Origin of the sequence: Pseudaminobacter soli (ex Li et al. 2025) (assembly GCF_029892515.1) — a bacterium.
Taxonomy (GTDB): Bacteria; Pseudomonadota; Alphaproteobacteria; order Rhizobiales; family Rhizobiaceae; genus Pseudaminobacter; species Pseudaminobacter soli_A.
Genome location: NZ_JARXVF010000015.1, coordinates 22,597 through 38,252 on the forward strand (window position 1 = coordinate 22,597; position 15,656 = coordinate 38,252).

Genomic DNA, 15,656 nt, shown 5'->3' on the forward strand with positions numbered 1-15,656 from the left:
GGCTCAATCTTTCACGATCGGTTAAAGATTCGCTTAACGCTTTGCCTGAACAGCCGCGTCGGCCTGCGTCGCCGCTTCCGAGGGCCGCGCCAGCCAATTGTAAGCCGCGCCTGCAGCCATAAGCACGGCAGTGCCCAGAAACACGGCGCGCATCCCGATGTGGCCGCCGATGAAGCCGCCTGCGAGCGGACCCACGACCTGCCCGACATATTGCGCCGAGGTGGAGATGCCGAGCACGTTGCCGGCGATCCGGTTTGGCACGTTGTGCCTGATGACGCTGGCGATGCAGGGCAACAGGCCGCCCAGCGCCAGACCCATGAGGAAGCGCAGGCCCACCAGCTGCCAGCCGGACGTGACGAAGGCCTGCGGAACCAGAAGACCCGCGGAAAGGCCCAGACATCCGGTTATGACTGCCCAGTGGCCGATCCGATCGGCCAGCTTGCCGAGCCGCGAAGCCGACAGGATGGCGCCGAGCGCTGCCGCTGACATGGCAAGCCCCGACACCATGGTGACATGGGCTGCATCCTGCACAAGCTGCGCGACATAAACAGTGATGATCGGCTCGATCGACATGGTGGCGACCATCAGCAACATGCCGGTGGCCAGCATGGCCAGGATCGGTCGCTTGTCTGGGATGGCGGCCCAACCGCCCTGCTCTTTCGCCGCCTTCTTGTGCCGCGGCCGCGCCTCCTCCCGGATGAGGAAGGTAGTCGCCAGGAAGGTGATGAAGATCACGCCGCCGGCCAGCAGAAAGGTCTCGCGAATGCCGATGAGCTGCGGCAGGGCGCCGCCGATCAACGGGCCGACCAGATTGCCGGCCATGACGCCCGACGACAGCATACCCAGCGCCCAGCCCGAGCGCTGCTTTGGCGTCTGCGTGGCAACGAGGATGACGGAGCCTGAGGCATAGCCTCCGGCAATGCCAGCAAACAGCCGCAAGCCCACCAGCTGCCACACATTCTGCGCCATGCCGATGAGCGACATCGACACCGCCATGCCGAGGCTGGCGCGGACCAGCATCGATTTTCGGCCATAGCGGTCGCCGAGCTGGCCCCAGAGCGGTGCCGTCAGCGCAGCGGAAAAGAAGGTCGCGCCATAGGCGATGCCCGACCACTGCACGATCGCCGCATGGTCGGTGACACCGAGCTGCTCGACATAGAGCGGCAGGAACGGCAACAGCAGCGTCATGGCGACGATGGTGGTGAAGGAGCCCAGCAGGCAGACCACGAGATTTCGCCGCCAATGAACAGATTGGCCGTCCTCGACGGCCGGTTCGTCGACCGTCGGCGCCTTCTGTATTCCGCTGTCCATGATCAGGCCTTTCCGATTATCGCGAAGCCGCGCGCCCTGAGGCCGCGGCGATCCTCTTCCAGCGAGGCCAGGAGGCGGTCGCGCGTGTCGCGTATGTGCTCGCAGACAGTCTGTGCCGCCGCATCGGCGTCGCGACGGCGGATGAGATCGAGCAGCTGCCGATGCTCAGCCCAGGCATGGTCGCGCGATTGTTCGGTGCGCAGTTCCAGCCAGCGCGCCCGCGACAGCCGCGTCATGGCGCCTGCCACCGCCTTGACCAGGAATTCATTCCCCGAGAGCCGCGCCACCTCGACATGGAAATCGGTGCCGACCCGATGCCACTCCTCGCGTGGCGCATCCATTTCGCAGGCGTCGAGCAGCTCGGCAACCGCATCGATATCGGCTTCGGAGGCGCGCTGGCAGGCCAGCCGTACAGCGCTTGCCTCCACCGCCTCGCGGAATTCGGCAAGGGCTGCGATCTCACCCAGCTCGATCGGGGCGACCATCCAGTTGCGGCCGTGGCGACGCACCAGTTCTTCCGCCTCGAGCCGCACGAGTGCTGCACGCACCGGCGTGCGCGATCCGCCAAAGCGGCTTTCGAGCCAGCGCTCGGTCAGCCGCTCGCCCGGGGCGAGTTCCAGCGACAGGATCATTTCCCGCAACTGGTCGTGGATCTGCTGCATCTGCGACATGGGCGCTCCAATCGGCCACGCGGCCGCATCAATCAAAGCTTGGATACCATCTTGGGATACCAATTTGGTATCCCATAACAATGCCTTCAGGAGTGAGCAAGTCCCGTCCGGCACGGCGTGCGCAAAAACGTTTGTGGACATGGCTTGACCCGCCATAAATTCAACCGAAACCGGAAGACGATCCGCGTAGTACGGGCCACGGGATCGACCTATGCAGCGACACGCGACAGGCACTTACCCACCCCTCAACACGTTGAAGCCGGTCTGCGACAATGTCTGGATCGTTGACGGCCCGATCATCCGCTTCGGCCTGCCCTGGCCGAAGATGCACTTCCCGACGCGCATGACCGTCATACGCGTAGGCGCCGAACTGATGATCCATTCGCCGACGCCGCTGGTGCCCGAACTCAAGGCCGAGATCGAGGCGATCGGGCGCCCACGCTGGATCATCGGCCCAAACCGCATTCACTACTGGTGGATCCCGGAATGGCGGGCGGCCTTTCCGCATGCGAGCGTCTATCTTGCGCCGCGCGTCGACGAACAATCGCACGGGCGCATCGCCTTCGAGCATTTCACGCTCGATCGCGATGGCGGCTATCCCTGGGACGCCGACATAGTCACGTTACGTGTGACCGGGAGCTACATGACCGAGGCCGAATTCTTCCACCGGCCGAGCCGCACGCTGGTGCTCACCGATCTCGTCGAGAATTTCGAGCCCGGCAAGCTGAACTCATGGTTCATGCGGCTTTTGACCCGGCTCGGCGGCGTGCAGGACCCGGATGGCCAGATGCCGAAGGACATGCGCCGCACCTTCAGGCCACGCCGCCAGCAACTCAAGGAAGCGGTGCAGACGATGCTTTCCTGGAATCCGGAACGGGTGATCCTCGCGCATGGCCGCTGGTACGAACGCGACGGCGCCAAGGAACTGCGCCGGGCGTTTCGCTGGCTGCTAGACTGAAGCGAGAGCTTCGCCTGGCCGGGATTACCTGGCGAAGATCAGAGCAGGTCGATCAGGAAGGGGATCAGCGGCTCATCGGCCGGCGGCATGGGGTAGTCGCGCATCTGGCGCGGGCGCACCCATTTCAGCACTTGCCCCTCATGCGGATGCGGCGTGCCCTCGAAACGGCGGCAGACATAGAGCGGCATCAGCAGATGAAAGTCTTCGTAAGAGTGGCTGGCAAAGGTCAGCGGCGCCAGGCACGCCACCTTGGTCTCGATGCCGATCTCCTCGCGCAATTCGCGGATCAGCGTCTCCTCCGGGGTTTCGCCGGGCTCGACCTTGCCGCCGGGAAATTCCCACAAACCGGCCAGCGCCTTACCCTCGGGCCTCTGCGCCAGAAGCACCCGGCCATCGGCGTCAACAAGCGCGCAGGCCGCCACGAGAAGGATGCGCTTGCTCATGCCTTGACCTCCGGCGGTCTGCGATAGTGATAGCGGTACACTTCGTCAAAGCCGAGCGTCTCGTAGAGATGGCGGGCGGGGTCGTTCGAGGCGTCAACCTGGAGCCATGCCTCGCGCGCACCGCGCAGCCGCGCCCATTTCAGGGCCGAGCGGATGAGCCGGCGGCCATGGCCCTTGCCGCGCTCTGCAGGATCAGTCGCGATTTCGAACAGACCGGCAAGGTCGCCGTCATGCACGCAGATGGCGGTGGCGAGCGGCCGACCATCCTCCTCCAGCACGAACAGGCCAGCCTCGGGCCGGATCGCGCCGATGATTTCGGCCAGGCCGTCTCCCTGCTTTTCCCACGTTGCGTGGACTTTGGCCGAAGCGGCGACAAAACGGCCTACATCCTTGAGCGGGATCTGGTCCAATGCGTTTTCCACCCCCGCCTGTTCGAGCGGCAGCCGCATGACCATCGATTCCTCGAAGGTGCTCCAGCCCTTGCCGTCGAGATGTCGCGACAGCTCTGATCCCGAGAGCGGAGAGATGCGGAAGGTCAGCGGCCGGCCGCTGGCGTCGAAGCGCTGGGCCGCACGCGCGATGCGCTCGTCGAGATTGCCGACGTCGCTCGGGTCGAGCGGATTGACCGAGTTCAGCCGCTTGGCCGAATGCCCGTCCGTGAGGCGCACCAGCCATGTGCCGTCATAATGGACAGTGGCAGCCGGCCAGGCGCGAAAGCCCGCCGCCTCGAGGCGGCGCACTTTCGCCAATACCGGCGTCGGGCGCTGTTCGTCTGCCACGCGGGGTTTTAGCTCCGATAGTCGCCGTTGATGGCGACATATTCCTTGGTGAGGTCGCAAGTCCACACCGTGGCCTTGCCGCGACCGATGCCGATATCGGCGCGGATGCTGATATCGTCGCGCTTCATATAGGCAGAGGTTTCCTGTTCCGAGTAGTCCGGATCGCGCTCGCCATCGACAGCCAGACGATTGTCGCCGAACCAGATAGACAGGCGGTCGCGGTCGGCCGGCTCGCCGGACTTGCCGACGGCCATGACGACGCGGCCCCAATTGGCGTCCTCGCCGGCAACCGCGGTCTTGACCAGCGGCGAATTGGCGATCGACAGCGCGATGCGCTTGGCCGAACGCGCGGACTTGGCGCCGGTGACGGTCACTTCCACCTGCTTGCGGGCGCCCTCGCCGTCGCGAACCACCTGCAACGCAAGGTTCTTGAGGATCTTGTTCAGCGCGCGCTTAAACTGCGCCAGTCGCGCGTCCTTGGCATCGGTGATCTTCGGCGCGCCGCGCTTGGCGGCAGCGCCGGTGGCGAACAGGAGCAGCGTGTCGCTGGTCGAAGTGTCGCTGTCCACCGTCACGGAATTGAAGGTCGGGGCGACGCCCTTGGAAAGCAGCGCCTGCAGCGCCGCCGCGTCGATCGGCGCGTCGGTGGCGATGAAGGACAGCATGGTGGCCATGTCGGGCGCGATCATGCCGGCACCCTTGGCGATGCCGTTGATGGTTACGTCGACATCGCCGAGCTTCACGGTTGCGGTGGCCACCTTCGGATAGGTGTCGGTGGTCATGATCGCCTTGGCGGCCTCGGTCCACACCTCGGCCTTGGCGTCCTTCACCATGCCGGCCAGGAGATGGCTGAAGCGGCAGGCGTCGAGCGGCTCGCCGATCACGCCCGTCGAGGCCTGGAACACCTCGCCCGGCGTGCAGCCGGCGGCTTCCGCCGCGGCCTTGCCGGTCATGCTCGTGGTCTCGCGACCCTTCTTGCCGGTGAAGGCATTGGCGTTGCCGGAGTTGACGACCAGCACGCGTGCCTTGCCGCCCGAAAGGTTCTCACGGCAGACATCGACCGGCGCCGAGGGGCACTTCGAACGGGTGAACACGCCGGCAACCGCGGTGCCCTCGTCGAACACCATGGCCAGAAGGTCGGTGCGGTTCTTGTACTTGATGCCGGCTTCGGCAGTTGCGATGCGCACGCCTTCAATGGCCGGCATCTTGGGATATTTCTTGGGCGCGAGGGGGGAAATCGTCTCGGACATGGGACCTCGTCAGGCGTAGAGCGCAAACCGAGGCCCCGTTTGCCCGATAGCGCGAAACCGCGCAAGGCGTTTTCGCGCAAGATCGCCTAGCAGCGCTGGGGATTGATGAAGCCAGCGAACAGTTTGTGCACGCCGGGAATGAGCCCCCAGACCATCGACGTCACCATGATGGGCACGATGATCAGCGTGCGCTGCCAGATCGACCAGCCTTCGGTCAGGGGAGACACGACGTAGAGCAGCGTTGTGATGAGCGGATAGACCCCGAGCAAGACGAGCAGCGCGAAGCGCGGGCGGGAAAAGCGGGTGGGGACAGAAGCGTTCATGACAATCTCCATCGAAACGGAACGTTCCGTTAAATAGAACGGACCGTTTCGTTTCGTCAAGCCCCTGTGCTATGCTGGCGCGAAAGAAAATGAGGGGGCTCGGCAAATCCGGGCGCAATGACATGACCGAAACCGCAGACGAAACCCGCCGCTCCATCGGCGCCCGGCGCAACCCGGCCAGCGCCGACGCCATTCGCGAGGCGGCCGAGGCCGTGTTGCTGGAGGCTGGCTATGCCGGCTTCTCCATCGAGGCGGTGGCGCGCCGCGCCCGCGCCGGCAAACCCACCATCTATCGCTGGTGGCCGAGCAAGGCGGCCCTGCTGATCGACGTCTACCAGCGCCAGAAACGCGTCGACAATCCCGACACCGGCAATCTCGAGGACGACCTGGTGCAGTTTCTGCAGTCGCTGTTCCAGCATTGGCGCGACACGCCGGCCGGCAGCATTTTCCGCTCCGTCATCGCTGAGGCGCAGACAGACGAGACGGCGGCGACCGCATTGACCGAATATGCACACAACCGCCGCGCCCACACCGGGCGCATGGTGGCCCGCGCCATAGAGCGCGGCGAGGTGCGTGCCGATATCGAGCCGACAGTGGTGGCCGACCTTGTCGCCTCCTATGCGTGGGTGCACCTCCTGACCGGCCGCATCAATGAGGACGGGGCGACCACCCGAGTCGCCATTCGCGCCATCGTTCGCGGCATCCTCGCCACGCCGGCAAGCTGACGCCAATCCCAAAACTGGACCCGCCTTTTCCGGCGGACTGAAACATTGCGCGCGAGTGGCCTTCAGGCCAACCCTTCCCCTTTCAATTCAAGGATCATCTCATGACAGAACTGTCGGAACGCGCCGAAACGGGATGGGCTGACCTGCTGGCGGACGGGAGGCTGCCGCGCTTTGCCCTGATCTGCCTCGGGATCTGGCTGAACGCCGCCGACACGCTGGTAACCGCCACCATCATGCCGAGCGTGGGCGCCGAGCTTGGCGGCTATGCCTATTTCAGCTGGGCGGTGGCGGGTTTCCTGATCGGCGCGATCCTGGCCGGTGCAAGCGCCGGGCGTCTTTCCGAAATCCTTGGCCTGCGCCTTGCCACCACCATAGCCGGCCTGGTGCTGGCCTTCGGCTGCGTGCTCAGTGCCGCCGCGCCCGACATCGGCGTCTTCCTCCTCGGCCGCCTCCTGCAGGGCATCGGCTGCGGCTGGATCGCAGGCTTTGCCATGGTCGCCATCGCGGTTCTGTTTCCAGAGCGGCATCTGGCGCGGGTATTCGCTTCGGTCTCCGGCGTCTGGGGCATCGCCACCGTGCTCGGCCCGCTGGTCGGCGGTCTGTTCGCCGAATCCGGCAACTGGCGCTCGGTGTTCTGGATGTTCGCCGCGCAAGCGCTGATCTTCGGCGCCGCCGCACCTTTCCTGCTCAAGGGCACGGTGAAATCAAAGGGGCATACCGGCGTGCCCTGGCTCCAGCTCATCACGCTGGGTCTCGGCGTCAGCGCCATTTCGCTCGCCGACACCATTCCCCTGCCGGCGATCACCATCGCGCTGGTCGCGGTCGGGCTCGTCATCCTGGCGCTCGTCCTGAAGATCGACGGCAAGGCCAAAATTCGCCTGCTGCCGCACCGCGCCGGCGACCTCCGCACCATCTGCGGCTCGGGCTATGCGGCCATCTTCGCGCTGACCGCGTCCTCCATGGGACTGACCGTCTATGGCCCGGCGATCCTGCAAACCTTGCGCGGGCTGTCGCCACTGGCCGCCGGCTATGCGGTGGGCGTGCAGGCCCTGTCATGGACGCTCGCAGCCTTCACCGTGGCGGGCGTGACCGGCGGGCAAGGCGAGTTGCGCTGGATCCGGCGCGGCGCCGCCTGCATCCTTGTCGGCGTCATCCTGCTTGCCCTGCTGATGAAGAGCGCCCCGCTTGCCCTGGTGATCGCCGCCGCAGTGGTGGTCGGTGCGGGCTTCGGCTTCTCTTCCAGCCTGATGAACCGGCGCATCCTGGGCGCCTTGTCCAATGAGGACCGCGCCATCGGCGCTTCGGCCTTCATCGCCGTGCGCCAGTCGGGCGGCGCGGTCGGCGCGGCGATTGCGGGCGCAACGGCAAATCTCGTCGGCTTCGGTGCCGGGCTGACGGTCGCCAGCGCGGAAGCCACGGCTGTGTGGGTGTTCGTCACTGCCCTACCGATGGCGATCGCCGGCTTCTTCGCCGTCCGGCGATTGACCGGATCAGCCGTCAAGGCCTGACCCAACAGGGAACCAAACAAAAAAGGCAGCGCACGTGGCGCTGCCTTTTTTGTTTTTCTTGCCGGGACATCGCCCCGGCAAATAATTTACTTCGACTTGTCGATCTGATCGACGGCCTTCTTGAGGTCCGGATCGGTCACGTCGACCTTGGCGTTGCCGCGCAGCGACTTGACCAGCTCGAAATACTTGTCGCGCAGCAGGAGCGAACGCACCTGGGCCTTCACCTGGTCGAATGCCGGCGGCTGCTGGGTGCGCTTGTCCTCGACCTTGATCACGTGCCAGCCGAACTGGGTCTTCACCGGCTCCTTGGTGTAGGTGCCCGGCTCAAGCGCGAAGGCGGCCTTCTCGAATTCCGGCACCATCTGGCCGGGGCCGAAATAGCCGAGGTCGCCGCCATTGGCGCCCGAACCCGGATCGCTCGACTTTTCCTTGGCGAGATCTTCGAACTTCGCGCCGCCATCGAGCTGCTTGATGATCGCGTCGGCCTCTTCCTTGGTTTTCACCAGAATGTGACGGGCGTGAACCTCGTTGACCGGCGGTGCGGCGGCGATTTCCTTGTCGTAGCGGGCGCGGACCTCATCGTCGGTGATCGCCTTCGACACTTCCTTCTCGACGACCTCGCTGTGCAGCGCGCGGTCCTTCAGGAACTCCATGCGGCGCTGGAAATCGGGATCCTTGTCGAGGCCCTTGGACTCGGCCTCGCCAGCCAGGAGACGAATTTCGATGACGGCGGAAAGAGCGGCAGCACGGCGCTGATCGGCCGGAAGCCGCGCAAATTGCTGGTCCAGATCGCTTTCAGCGACCTGAAGGTCGCCTTCGGTGATGGACTTGCCATTGACGGTGGCGACGACGGCAGCGGGGTCGACGGGCTTGGCCGGCGCCTCGGCGGCGGGCGGCGTCTCCTGCGCAAAAGCCTGCATGGCAGCCGGCGCAGACAGCGCAAGCATCACGCCCAGGCCGGCAAGCGAGGCGCGTCGGAACGATAAGGGCATCAGAAATTCTCCAGTGGGAATGGAAGAAACCTTCAAGTCAGCACAAATATGGCCGAATTCGGCGCGGGCAAGAGCAACGCTGCCACGTTGACATCGCTTGAGGCCCCTCTTATCTGTCCTTCGACTTCGCGTCCAGAACCCTTTTCCGGACGCTTTTCGGTGTTACCTTCTAAGATGAACCTTGGCGGGTTCCGCCGGCACCCTGTCGGCAAGTTTCGAACTGAAAGGCCTTTTGATGGTCAGTCTCGGCGGCATCGCCCGTAAGATTTTCGGCTCCTCCAACGATCGCCGTGTGAAGGCGACGCGGCCACGCGTCGTGGCCATCAATGCGCTCGAGAACGAGATACGCGCGCTTTCGGATGAAGAGCTGCGCGCCCGCACCACCCAGTATCGCGAAGAACTCGCCAATGGCGCGAATATCGACGACTACGTGGTTCCGGCCTTTGCAATAGCGCGCGAAGGCGCCCGCCGCGCGCTCGGCCTGCGGCCCTTCGATGTGCAGCTGATCGGCGGCATGGTCCTGCATGACGGCGGCATCTCCGAGATGCGCACCGGCGAAGGCAAGACGCTTGTGGCCACCCTGCCCGTCTACCTCAACGCGTTGACCGGCAAGGGCGTCCACGTCGTCACCGTCAACGACTACCTCGCCAAGCGCGACGCCGAGTGGATGGGCCGCATCTACAAATTCCTTGGCCTCACCGTCGGCGTGATCGTGCATGGCATGAGCGACGAGGAGCGCCGCGCCGCCTACGCCTGCGACGTGACCTACGCCACCAACAACGAGCTCGGCTTCGACTATCTGCGCGACAACATGAAGTATGAGCGCGCGCAGATGGTGCAGCGCCCGCACAATTACGCGATCGTCGACGAGGTGGACTCGATCCTGATCGACGAGGCGCGCACGCCGCTCATCATCTCCGGTCCGCTCGAGGACCGTTCCGAGATGTACAACACGGTGGACACCTTCCTTAAGACGCTGGTCCCGGCCGACTACGAGGTCGACGAGAAGCAGAAGACGGCGATCTTCACCGAAGAAGGCACCGAAAAGATCGAGAACCTGCTGCGCGACGCCGACCTGCTCAAGGGCGAGTCGCTCTACGACGTCGAGAACGTCGCCATGGTTCACCACGTCAACAACGCGCTGAAGGCGCACCGCCTGTTCCAGCGCGACCGGGACTACATCGTCAAGGACAACGAGATCGTCATCATCGACGAGTTCACCGGCCGCATGATGCCCGGCCGCCGCTATTCGGAAGGCCTGCACCAGGCGCTCGAGGCCAAGGAGCACGTGACCATCCAGCCGGAAAACCAGACGCTGGCTTCGGTTACCTTCCAGAACTACTTCCGCATGTATGAGAAGCTGGCCGGCATGACCGGCACGGCCGATACGGAAGCCGAGGAATTCGGCAACATCTACGGCCTGGAAGTGACCGTGGTGCCGACCAACCTGCCGGTGCAGCGCATCGACGAGGACGACGAGGTCTACCGGACCGTCGAGGAGAAGTACAAGGCGATCGTTCGCGAGATCCGCGAGGCCCATGGCCGCGGCCAGCCGACGCTCGTCGGCACCACCTCGATCGAGAAGTCCGAGCATCTGGCGGCGCGCCTGCGCAAGGAAGGCTTCAACAATTTCGAAGTGCTGAACGCCCGCCACCATGAGCGCGAGGCGTCCATCGTCGCCCAGGCCGGCAAGCCGGGCGCCATCACCATCGCCACCAACATGGCCGGTCGCGGTACCGACATCCAGCTCGGCGGCAATGCCGAGATGCGCATCGCGGAAGAGCTGGGCGATATGCCGGAGGGCTCGGAGCGCGCCGCGCGCGAACAGGCGATCCGCGACGACATCGTCAAGCTCAAGGAAAAGGCGCTGACCGCCGGCGGCCTTTACGTCATCGCCACCGAGCGCCACGAAAGCCGCCGCATCGACAACCAGCTTCGCGGCCGTTCTGGCCGTCAGGGCGACCCCGGCCGCTCAAAATTCTTCCTGTCGCTGCAGGACGACCTGATGCGCATCTTCGGCTCCGAGCGCATGGACGGCATGCTGCAGAAGCTCGGCCTGAAGGAAGACGAGGCCATCATCCATCCCTGGATCAACAAGGCCCTCGAAAAGGCGCAGAAGAAGGTCGAGGCGCGCAACTTCGACATCCGAAAGAACCTGCTCAAGTATGACGACGTCCAGAACGACCAGCGTAAGGTCGTCTTCGCCCAGCGTCTCGAATTGATGGACGGCGAGAATCTTACAGAGACCGTCGCCGAAATGCGCCAGGACGTGATCGACGATCTCGTTGCCAAGCACATTCCGGAAAATGCCTATGCCGAGCAGTGGAATGCCGAGGCCCTGAAGCAGGAGGCGCAGCAGTTCCTCAATCTCGACCTGCCGATCGAGGAGTGGGCGCAGGAAGAAGGCATTGGCGAGAACGACATCCGCGAGCGCATCACGGAACGGGCGAACTCCGTAGCCACCGACCGCGCCGAGCGTTTCGGCCCCGAGGTGATGGCCTATGTCGAGCGCTCGATCGTTCTGCAGACGCTCGACCATCTGTGGCGCGAGCATCTGGTCAATCTGGAGCATCTGCGCTCGGTGGTCGGCTTCCGCGGCTATGCCCAGCGCGATCCGCTCAACGAATACAAGTCCGAATCTTTCGAGCTGTTCCAGGCCTTGCTCGGCAATCTGCGCCAGGTAGTGACCGCACAGCTGATGCGCGTCGAGCTGGTGCGCGAGGCCGCCGACGCTCCGCCGCTGCAGGCGCCTGAAACCTTCGGTCAGCATATCGATGCCACCACCGGCGAGAACGATTTCATCGATGGCGACGGCGGCCTTGCAATGGCCGTTCTGGAAGACACCCGCGTGGTGGCTGCCGAAGATCGCGACCCGAAGAACCCCGAAACCTGGGGCAAGGTTGGCCGCAACGAGGCGTGCCCCTGCGGCTCGGGCAAGAAGTACAAGCACTGCCACGGCGCTTTCGCCTGAGGCATTTGAAAGCTGAAAGTTCGAAACGGCGGTCCGGTGGCCGCCGTTTTCGTTTCCGGACCCGCGTCAGATGTGCTGGTAGTTGCCGATCTCGGCTCTGATGTCGTTCTGCGCCAGGAATTCCTGCGGATTGAAGTTCATCTCGCGCTGCATCGCCTGGACATTGAACTTCGCCGAAGCGACAGCTCCTTCATCCTCCCACTCGACGATCGTCACGATACGGTGCTCTCCACCGGCATGCTGCTCGAGCAACATGTCCTGCAGAAAGCCGGGCTGAACGCGCAGCACCTCATGCGTCTGCCGCACCTTGTCGAGAAATTCCGCTTTTATGGAATTCGGGACCACGAACCTGTCTACCCTGTAGACGTGCTGCGCCTTGTCTGTATTCCCAAACATAAATCTCTTCCTCTCATCACGTTGACGGAGAAGGGCTGTACGACCTCAAGTTAAGTTGAGGTCAAGAGGAGATTTCTACTCGTGACAGGTTCGGTGCTCCAGCGAGCCCGAACCGTTTCTTAAAGAGTTTGGCGTATCGCGGACGGGATATGTGGAAGATCGGAGAGTAGTGCGTGCGCTTTTCCGCGGCAACGACGGCTGAGCGTCTCCTGCCCGCGCCGCTGGTGCTGCGCGCGCGGCCGCTGCTTATCCGCATCTACGCTACCTTGGCCGGCGTGGCATTCTTCGTGCCCGTCAGACAAGCGCAGGAGGCCCACTGATGGTGGCAATCCCCCTTCTGGAGGAAACCAGCGGCGGCCCCGCCGGCGCGATCATCTCCGGCTTTGTCGGCCTCGGAAGCCGGGCCGTCGATCCGGCGCATGAGGAGCTTTTGGCCAACAATCGCCCGCAGCGGCGGCTGGCGATCTATTCGGCCTCCGCCGGCTTCGACCTGATCGAAGAGCTGGACTATCTGTGCGCGCGCACGATCGAGCCCAACGTCTTCTTCAACCCGCGCTTCCTCGCCCCGGCCATGCCGCGGCTGGAAGACCGCGAGGTGCGGCTCGCCGTAATGCGGGACGGCAACGAAAATCGCAGCCGCCTGCGGTTGCTGCTGCCCTATTCCATCGAAAGGCCGAACGTTCCGCTTGGCGTTCCGATCCTGCGCACCTGGGCGAATCCCTTCGGGCCGCTCGGCACGCCGCTCGTCGACCGCGACAATCCCGAAGGCGTGCTGGAAGACTTTTTCGACATGATGGCGCGGCCGCACCTGAAACTGCCGAAGGTATTCGCGCTGCCCGACATGATGCTTGACGGCACTTTCGCCAGCGTGCTGCGCCGTGTAGCCGAGACGCGTGGCCTGACCATCACCACGGCCAACGAGGTCGAGCGCGCGTTCCTGGAAAGCGAGCTCGAAGGCGACGACTATCTCAAGGCTTCGCTCAGGCAGCACCATTACCGCGAGTTCCGCCGGCTGAAGCGCCGGCTGGCCGAGCAGGGCAAGCTCGAGCATGTCGTGGCCAGAGGACCGGACGAGATCCGCGAAGGCGTCGAAACCTTCCTGACCATCGAGGCGGCCGGCTGGAAGGGCCGCCGCCGCACCGCCATGGCCATCGACCGCTTCCAGGCCGCCTTCGCGCGCGAAGCCATGCATCGCCTGGCCGAACGCGATCTCGCCCGGGTGCATTCGCTGAAACTCGACGGCGAGACCATCGCCTGTCTGCTCGTCTTCATCGAGGCCGGCGTGGCCTATACCTGGAAGACCGCATATGACGAGCGTCTCTCTGCCTTCTCGCCGGGCACGCTGCTTATGATCGAGGTGACCAAGCAGCACCTCGACGATCCCAACATCATGACGACCGACTCCTGTGCGAGACCTGATCATCCGATGATGGACCGGCTGTGGTCGGAGCGGAAACGGATAGGAACCATCCTCGTCGGCCTGACCCCTGACGCCGACCGCGCCACGCGCCAGGCGGCCTCCCAAATGCATCTCTATCGGGAAACGCGGAATATCGCGCGCCTGCTGCGCAATCGGGTGCGCGGTCTGCTCAAGCGGCGGTGACGCTGGCCTCGCTCAAAGCCCGGCTTCGCGCCGGGCGCGATCGCGGAATATTCGCCGGATGACCTTGCCGCTGGTAGTCAGCGGCATCGAGTCGACGAACTCGACCTCGCGCGGATATTCATGCGCCGAAAGCCGCTCGCGCACCCAGAGCCTGATATCCTCGGCCAGCCCGGCACTGCGCGGAAAACCTTCCTTCAGCACCACATAGGCCTTCACGATCTCGGTGCGCAGTTTGTCGGGCTTGCCGACGACGGCCGCCAGCGCCACCGCAGGGTGGCCGGTCAGACAATCCTCGATCTCGCCGGGGCCGATCCGGAAGCCGGCCGAGGTGATGACGTCGTCGTCGCGGCCGAAAAAGCAGACATAGCCGTCGCTATCCTCGATGCCCTGGTCGCCGGTTGTCATCCACTCGCCGATGAACTTCTTCGACGTCGCTTCCGGATTCTGCCAATATTCGAGGAACATCACCGGGTCCGGCCGGCGCACGGCGATCTGACCGACCTCGCCGGGCGCGACGCGACTGCCCTCCCCGTCGATGATCGCAACGGTGTGGCCCGGCACCGCCTTGCCGATCGCGCCACCGCGCGACACGCCAATGCCCGCACAGGAGGAAAGCACGAGATTGCATTCGGTCTGGCCGTAGAATTCGTTGACGGCAAGACCAAGCTCGCTCCGCGTCCAGTCGTATGTCTCGCGTCCCAGCGCCTCGCCAGCCGAACCGACGCTGCGCAAGCCGAGCCGGAAGCGGCTTCCGATGCCGCGCACGCTCTTCAGCATCCTGAGCGCCGTGGGCGGGATGAAGGCGTTGCGCACCTTCATCCGCTCCATGAGAATGAGAGCCGCCTCCGGATCGAATTTCTCGAAGCGGCTCGCCACCACCGGCACGCCGAAATAGAGCGCCGGCAGCAGGGCATTGAGCAGGCCGCCGGCCCAGGCCCAGTCAGCCGGCGTCCACATGAGGTCGCCCGGCTGTGACAGGAACTCATAGGCCATCTGCGCCCCTGGCAAATGGCCGAGCAAGACGCGATGACCGTGCAGCGCGCCCTTGGGCGGCCCTGTCGTGCCGGAGGTGAAGATCATCAGCGCCGGATCGTCGGGAGAGGTGTCCTCCGCCGCGAAGGCGGCAGGCTGGCGGGCTAGCAGGCGGTGATAATCCAGCGCGCCATTCTGGGCACCGTCGATCGAAACGATGGTCTCCAACTCGCCCAATCGGCCGGCGATCTGCACAAGCTTGCCGCAGCCGGCGGAGTTGGTGACGACCAGCTTCACCCCTGCGGTCTGCAGCCTGTATTCGAGCGCCTCGACGCCGAACAGCAGCGCCAGCGGCACTGCGATAGCGCCAAGCTTGTAGATGGCAAGATGCGCAATCACCGTCTCGAAGCACTGGGGCAGAAGCAGCGCGACGCGATCGCCGCGCCGGACGCTGAGGCCGCGCAAGGCATTTGCGAAGGCGTTGGATCTTGCCGCAAGCGCGCCGAAGCTCAGGCGCTCAACGGTGCCGTCGGCAGCATAGTCGAAAAGCGCCGGACGATCCGGCTCACGCGCGGCCCAGTGATCGGACACGGCCACGCCGATGTTGAAGCGTTGCGGGATCTTCCAGCGAAAATCGCCGTAGAGGCTCGCATAGTCGTCGCGCCGTTCGAGCATGAATTTCTTGTCTGCGCCCGTGGATGAGCCGGCTTTGTCTCCGGCACGCGCAGATAAGGACGGCATGGCTCGGGCGTCA

General features: G+C 64.6%; 15 protein-coding genes. 6 read left to right on the top strand and 9 right to left on the bottom strand.

Going from position 1 to position 15,656, the window contains the following annotated elements:
- Positions 1-33: 33 nt before the first annotated feature.
- Together M2281_RS28785 and M2281_RS28790 are read right to left on the bottom strand one after the other, a co-directional pair.
- Positions 34-1,311: a multidrug efflux MFS transporter gene (locus M2281_RS28785; protein ID WP_280824636.1), complete on the bottom strand. Its 1,278-nt coding sequence runs from the start codon at positions 1,309-1,311 to the stop codon at positions 34-36.
- A gap of 2 nt (positions 1,312-1,313) precedes the next feature.
- The gene (locus M2281_RS28790) at positions 1,314-1,982 is read right to left on the bottom strand and encodes a GntR family transcriptional regulator (protein ID WP_280824637.1); all 669 of its coding nucleotides are present in this window, start codon (positions 1,980-1,982) and stop codon (positions 1,314-1,316) included.
- Between the two features lie 211 nt (positions 1,983-2,193).
- On the opposite strand from M2281_RS28790, the gene M2281_RS28795 reads away from it, so the two are divergent.
- Positions 2,194-2,940 (top strand): DUF4336 domain-containing protein, encoded by a 747-nt coding sequence (locus M2281_RS28795; RefSeq protein ID WP_280824638.1) that lies wholly within the window; start codon positions 2,194-2,196, stop codon positions 2,938-2,940.
- A gap of 38 nt (positions 2,941-2,978) precedes the next feature.
- Here M2281_RS28795 and mutT read toward each other — a convergent pair whose 3' ends face one another.
- From mutT to M2281_RS28815, 4 genes are all read right to left on the bottom strand, one after another.
- The gene (mutT, locus tag M2281_RS28800) at positions 2,979-3,383 is read right to left on the bottom strand and encodes an 8-oxo-dGTP diphosphatase MutT (RefSeq protein ID WP_280824639.1); all 405 of its coding nucleotides are present in this window, start codon (positions 3,381-3,383) and stop codon (positions 2,979-2,981) included.
- Positions 3,380-4,162, bottom strand: a complete 783-nt coding sequence (locus tag M2281_RS28805) for a GNAT family N-acetyltransferase (RefSeq protein WP_280824640.1) — start codon at positions 4,160-4,162, stop codon at positions 3,380-3,382. The genes mutT and M2281_RS28805 overlap by 4 nt, the downstream gene beginning before the upstream one ends.
- An 8-nt stretch (positions 4,163-4,170) precedes the next feature.
- Positions 4,171-5,412, bottom strand: coding sequence for a bifunctional glutamate N-acetyltransferase/amino-acid acetyltransferase ArgJ (gene argJ, locus M2281_RS28810; protein WP_280824641.1), 1,242 nt, complete (start codon positions 5,410-5,412; stop codon positions 4,171-4,173).
- An 86-nt stretch (positions 5,413-5,498) separates the two neighbouring features.
- Positions 5,499-5,735: a hypothetical protein gene (locus M2281_RS28815; protein WP_280824642.1), complete on the bottom strand. Its 237-nt coding sequence runs from the start codon at positions 5,733-5,735 to the stop codon at positions 5,499-5,501.
- A 122-nt stretch (positions 5,736-5,857) separates the two neighbouring features.
- On the opposite strand from M2281_RS28815, the gene M2281_RS28820 reads away from it, so the two are divergent.
- Both M2281_RS28820 and M2281_RS28825 read left to right on the top strand, forming a co-directional pair.
- Positions 5,858-6,460 (top strand): TetR/AcrR family transcriptional regulator, encoded by a 603-nt coding sequence (locus tag M2281_RS28820; protein WP_280824643.1) that lies wholly within the window; start codon positions 5,858-5,860, stop codon positions 6,458-6,460.
- Positions 6,461-6,561: 101 nt separating this feature from the next.
- Positions 6,562-7,968 carry an MFS transporter gene (locus M2281_RS28825; protein ID WP_280824644.1) on the top strand — a complete coding sequence of 469 codons (1,407 nt, stop codon included), beginning with the start codon at positions 6,562-6,564 and terminating at the stop codon, positions 7,966-7,968.
- Between the two features lie 86 nt (positions 7,969-8,054).
- Here M2281_RS28825 and M2281_RS28830 read toward each other — a convergent pair whose 3' ends face one another.
- Positions 8,055-8,960: a peptidylprolyl isomerase gene (locus M2281_RS28830; RefSeq protein ID WP_280824645.1), complete on the bottom strand. Its 906-nt coding sequence runs from the start codon at positions 8,958-8,960 to the stop codon at positions 8,055-8,057.
- Positions 8,961-9,195: 235 nt separating this feature from the next.
- On the opposite strand from M2281_RS28830, the gene secA reads away from it, so the two are divergent.
- Positions 9,196-11,931 carry a preprotein translocase subunit SecA gene (secA, locus tag M2281_RS28835; RefSeq protein ID WP_280824664.1) on the top strand — a complete coding sequence of 912 codons (2,736 nt, stop codon included), beginning with the start codon at positions 9,196-9,198 and terminating at the stop codon, positions 11,929-11,931.
- 66 nt (positions 11,932-11,997) lie between these two features.
- Here the strand turns inward: secA and M2281_RS28840 are convergent, their stop codons facing one another.
- Positions 11,998-12,327: an antibiotic biosynthesis monooxygenase gene (locus M2281_RS28840; RefSeq protein WP_280824646.1), complete on the bottom strand. Its 330-nt coding sequence runs from the start codon at positions 12,325-12,327 to the stop codon at positions 11,998-12,000.
- Positions 12,328-12,500: 173 nt separating this feature from the next.
- Here M2281_RS28840 and M2281_RS28845 point away from each other — a divergent pair, with 173 nt between their 5' ends.
- Positions 12,501-12,647 (top strand): hypothetical protein, encoded by a 147-nt coding sequence (locus tag M2281_RS28845; protein ID WP_280824647.1) that lies wholly within the window; start codon positions 12,501-12,503, stop codon positions 12,645-12,647.
- Positions 12,647-13,930: a GNAT family N-acetyltransferase gene (locus tag M2281_RS28850; protein WP_280824648.1), complete on the top strand. Its 1,284-nt coding sequence runs from the start codon at positions 12,647-12,649 to the stop codon at positions 13,928-13,930. The genes M2281_RS28845 and M2281_RS28850 overlap by 1 nt, the downstream gene beginning before the upstream one ends.
- A gap of 12 nt (positions 13,931-13,942) precedes the next feature.
- Here the strand turns inward: M2281_RS28850 and M2281_RS28855 are convergent, their stop codons facing one another.
- Entirely contained in the window at positions 13,943-15,577 is a 1,635-nt protein-coding gene (locus tag M2281_RS28855; protein ID WP_280824649.1) for an AMP-binding protein, read from the bottom strand.
- Positions 15,578-15,656: the final 79 nt, after the last annotated feature.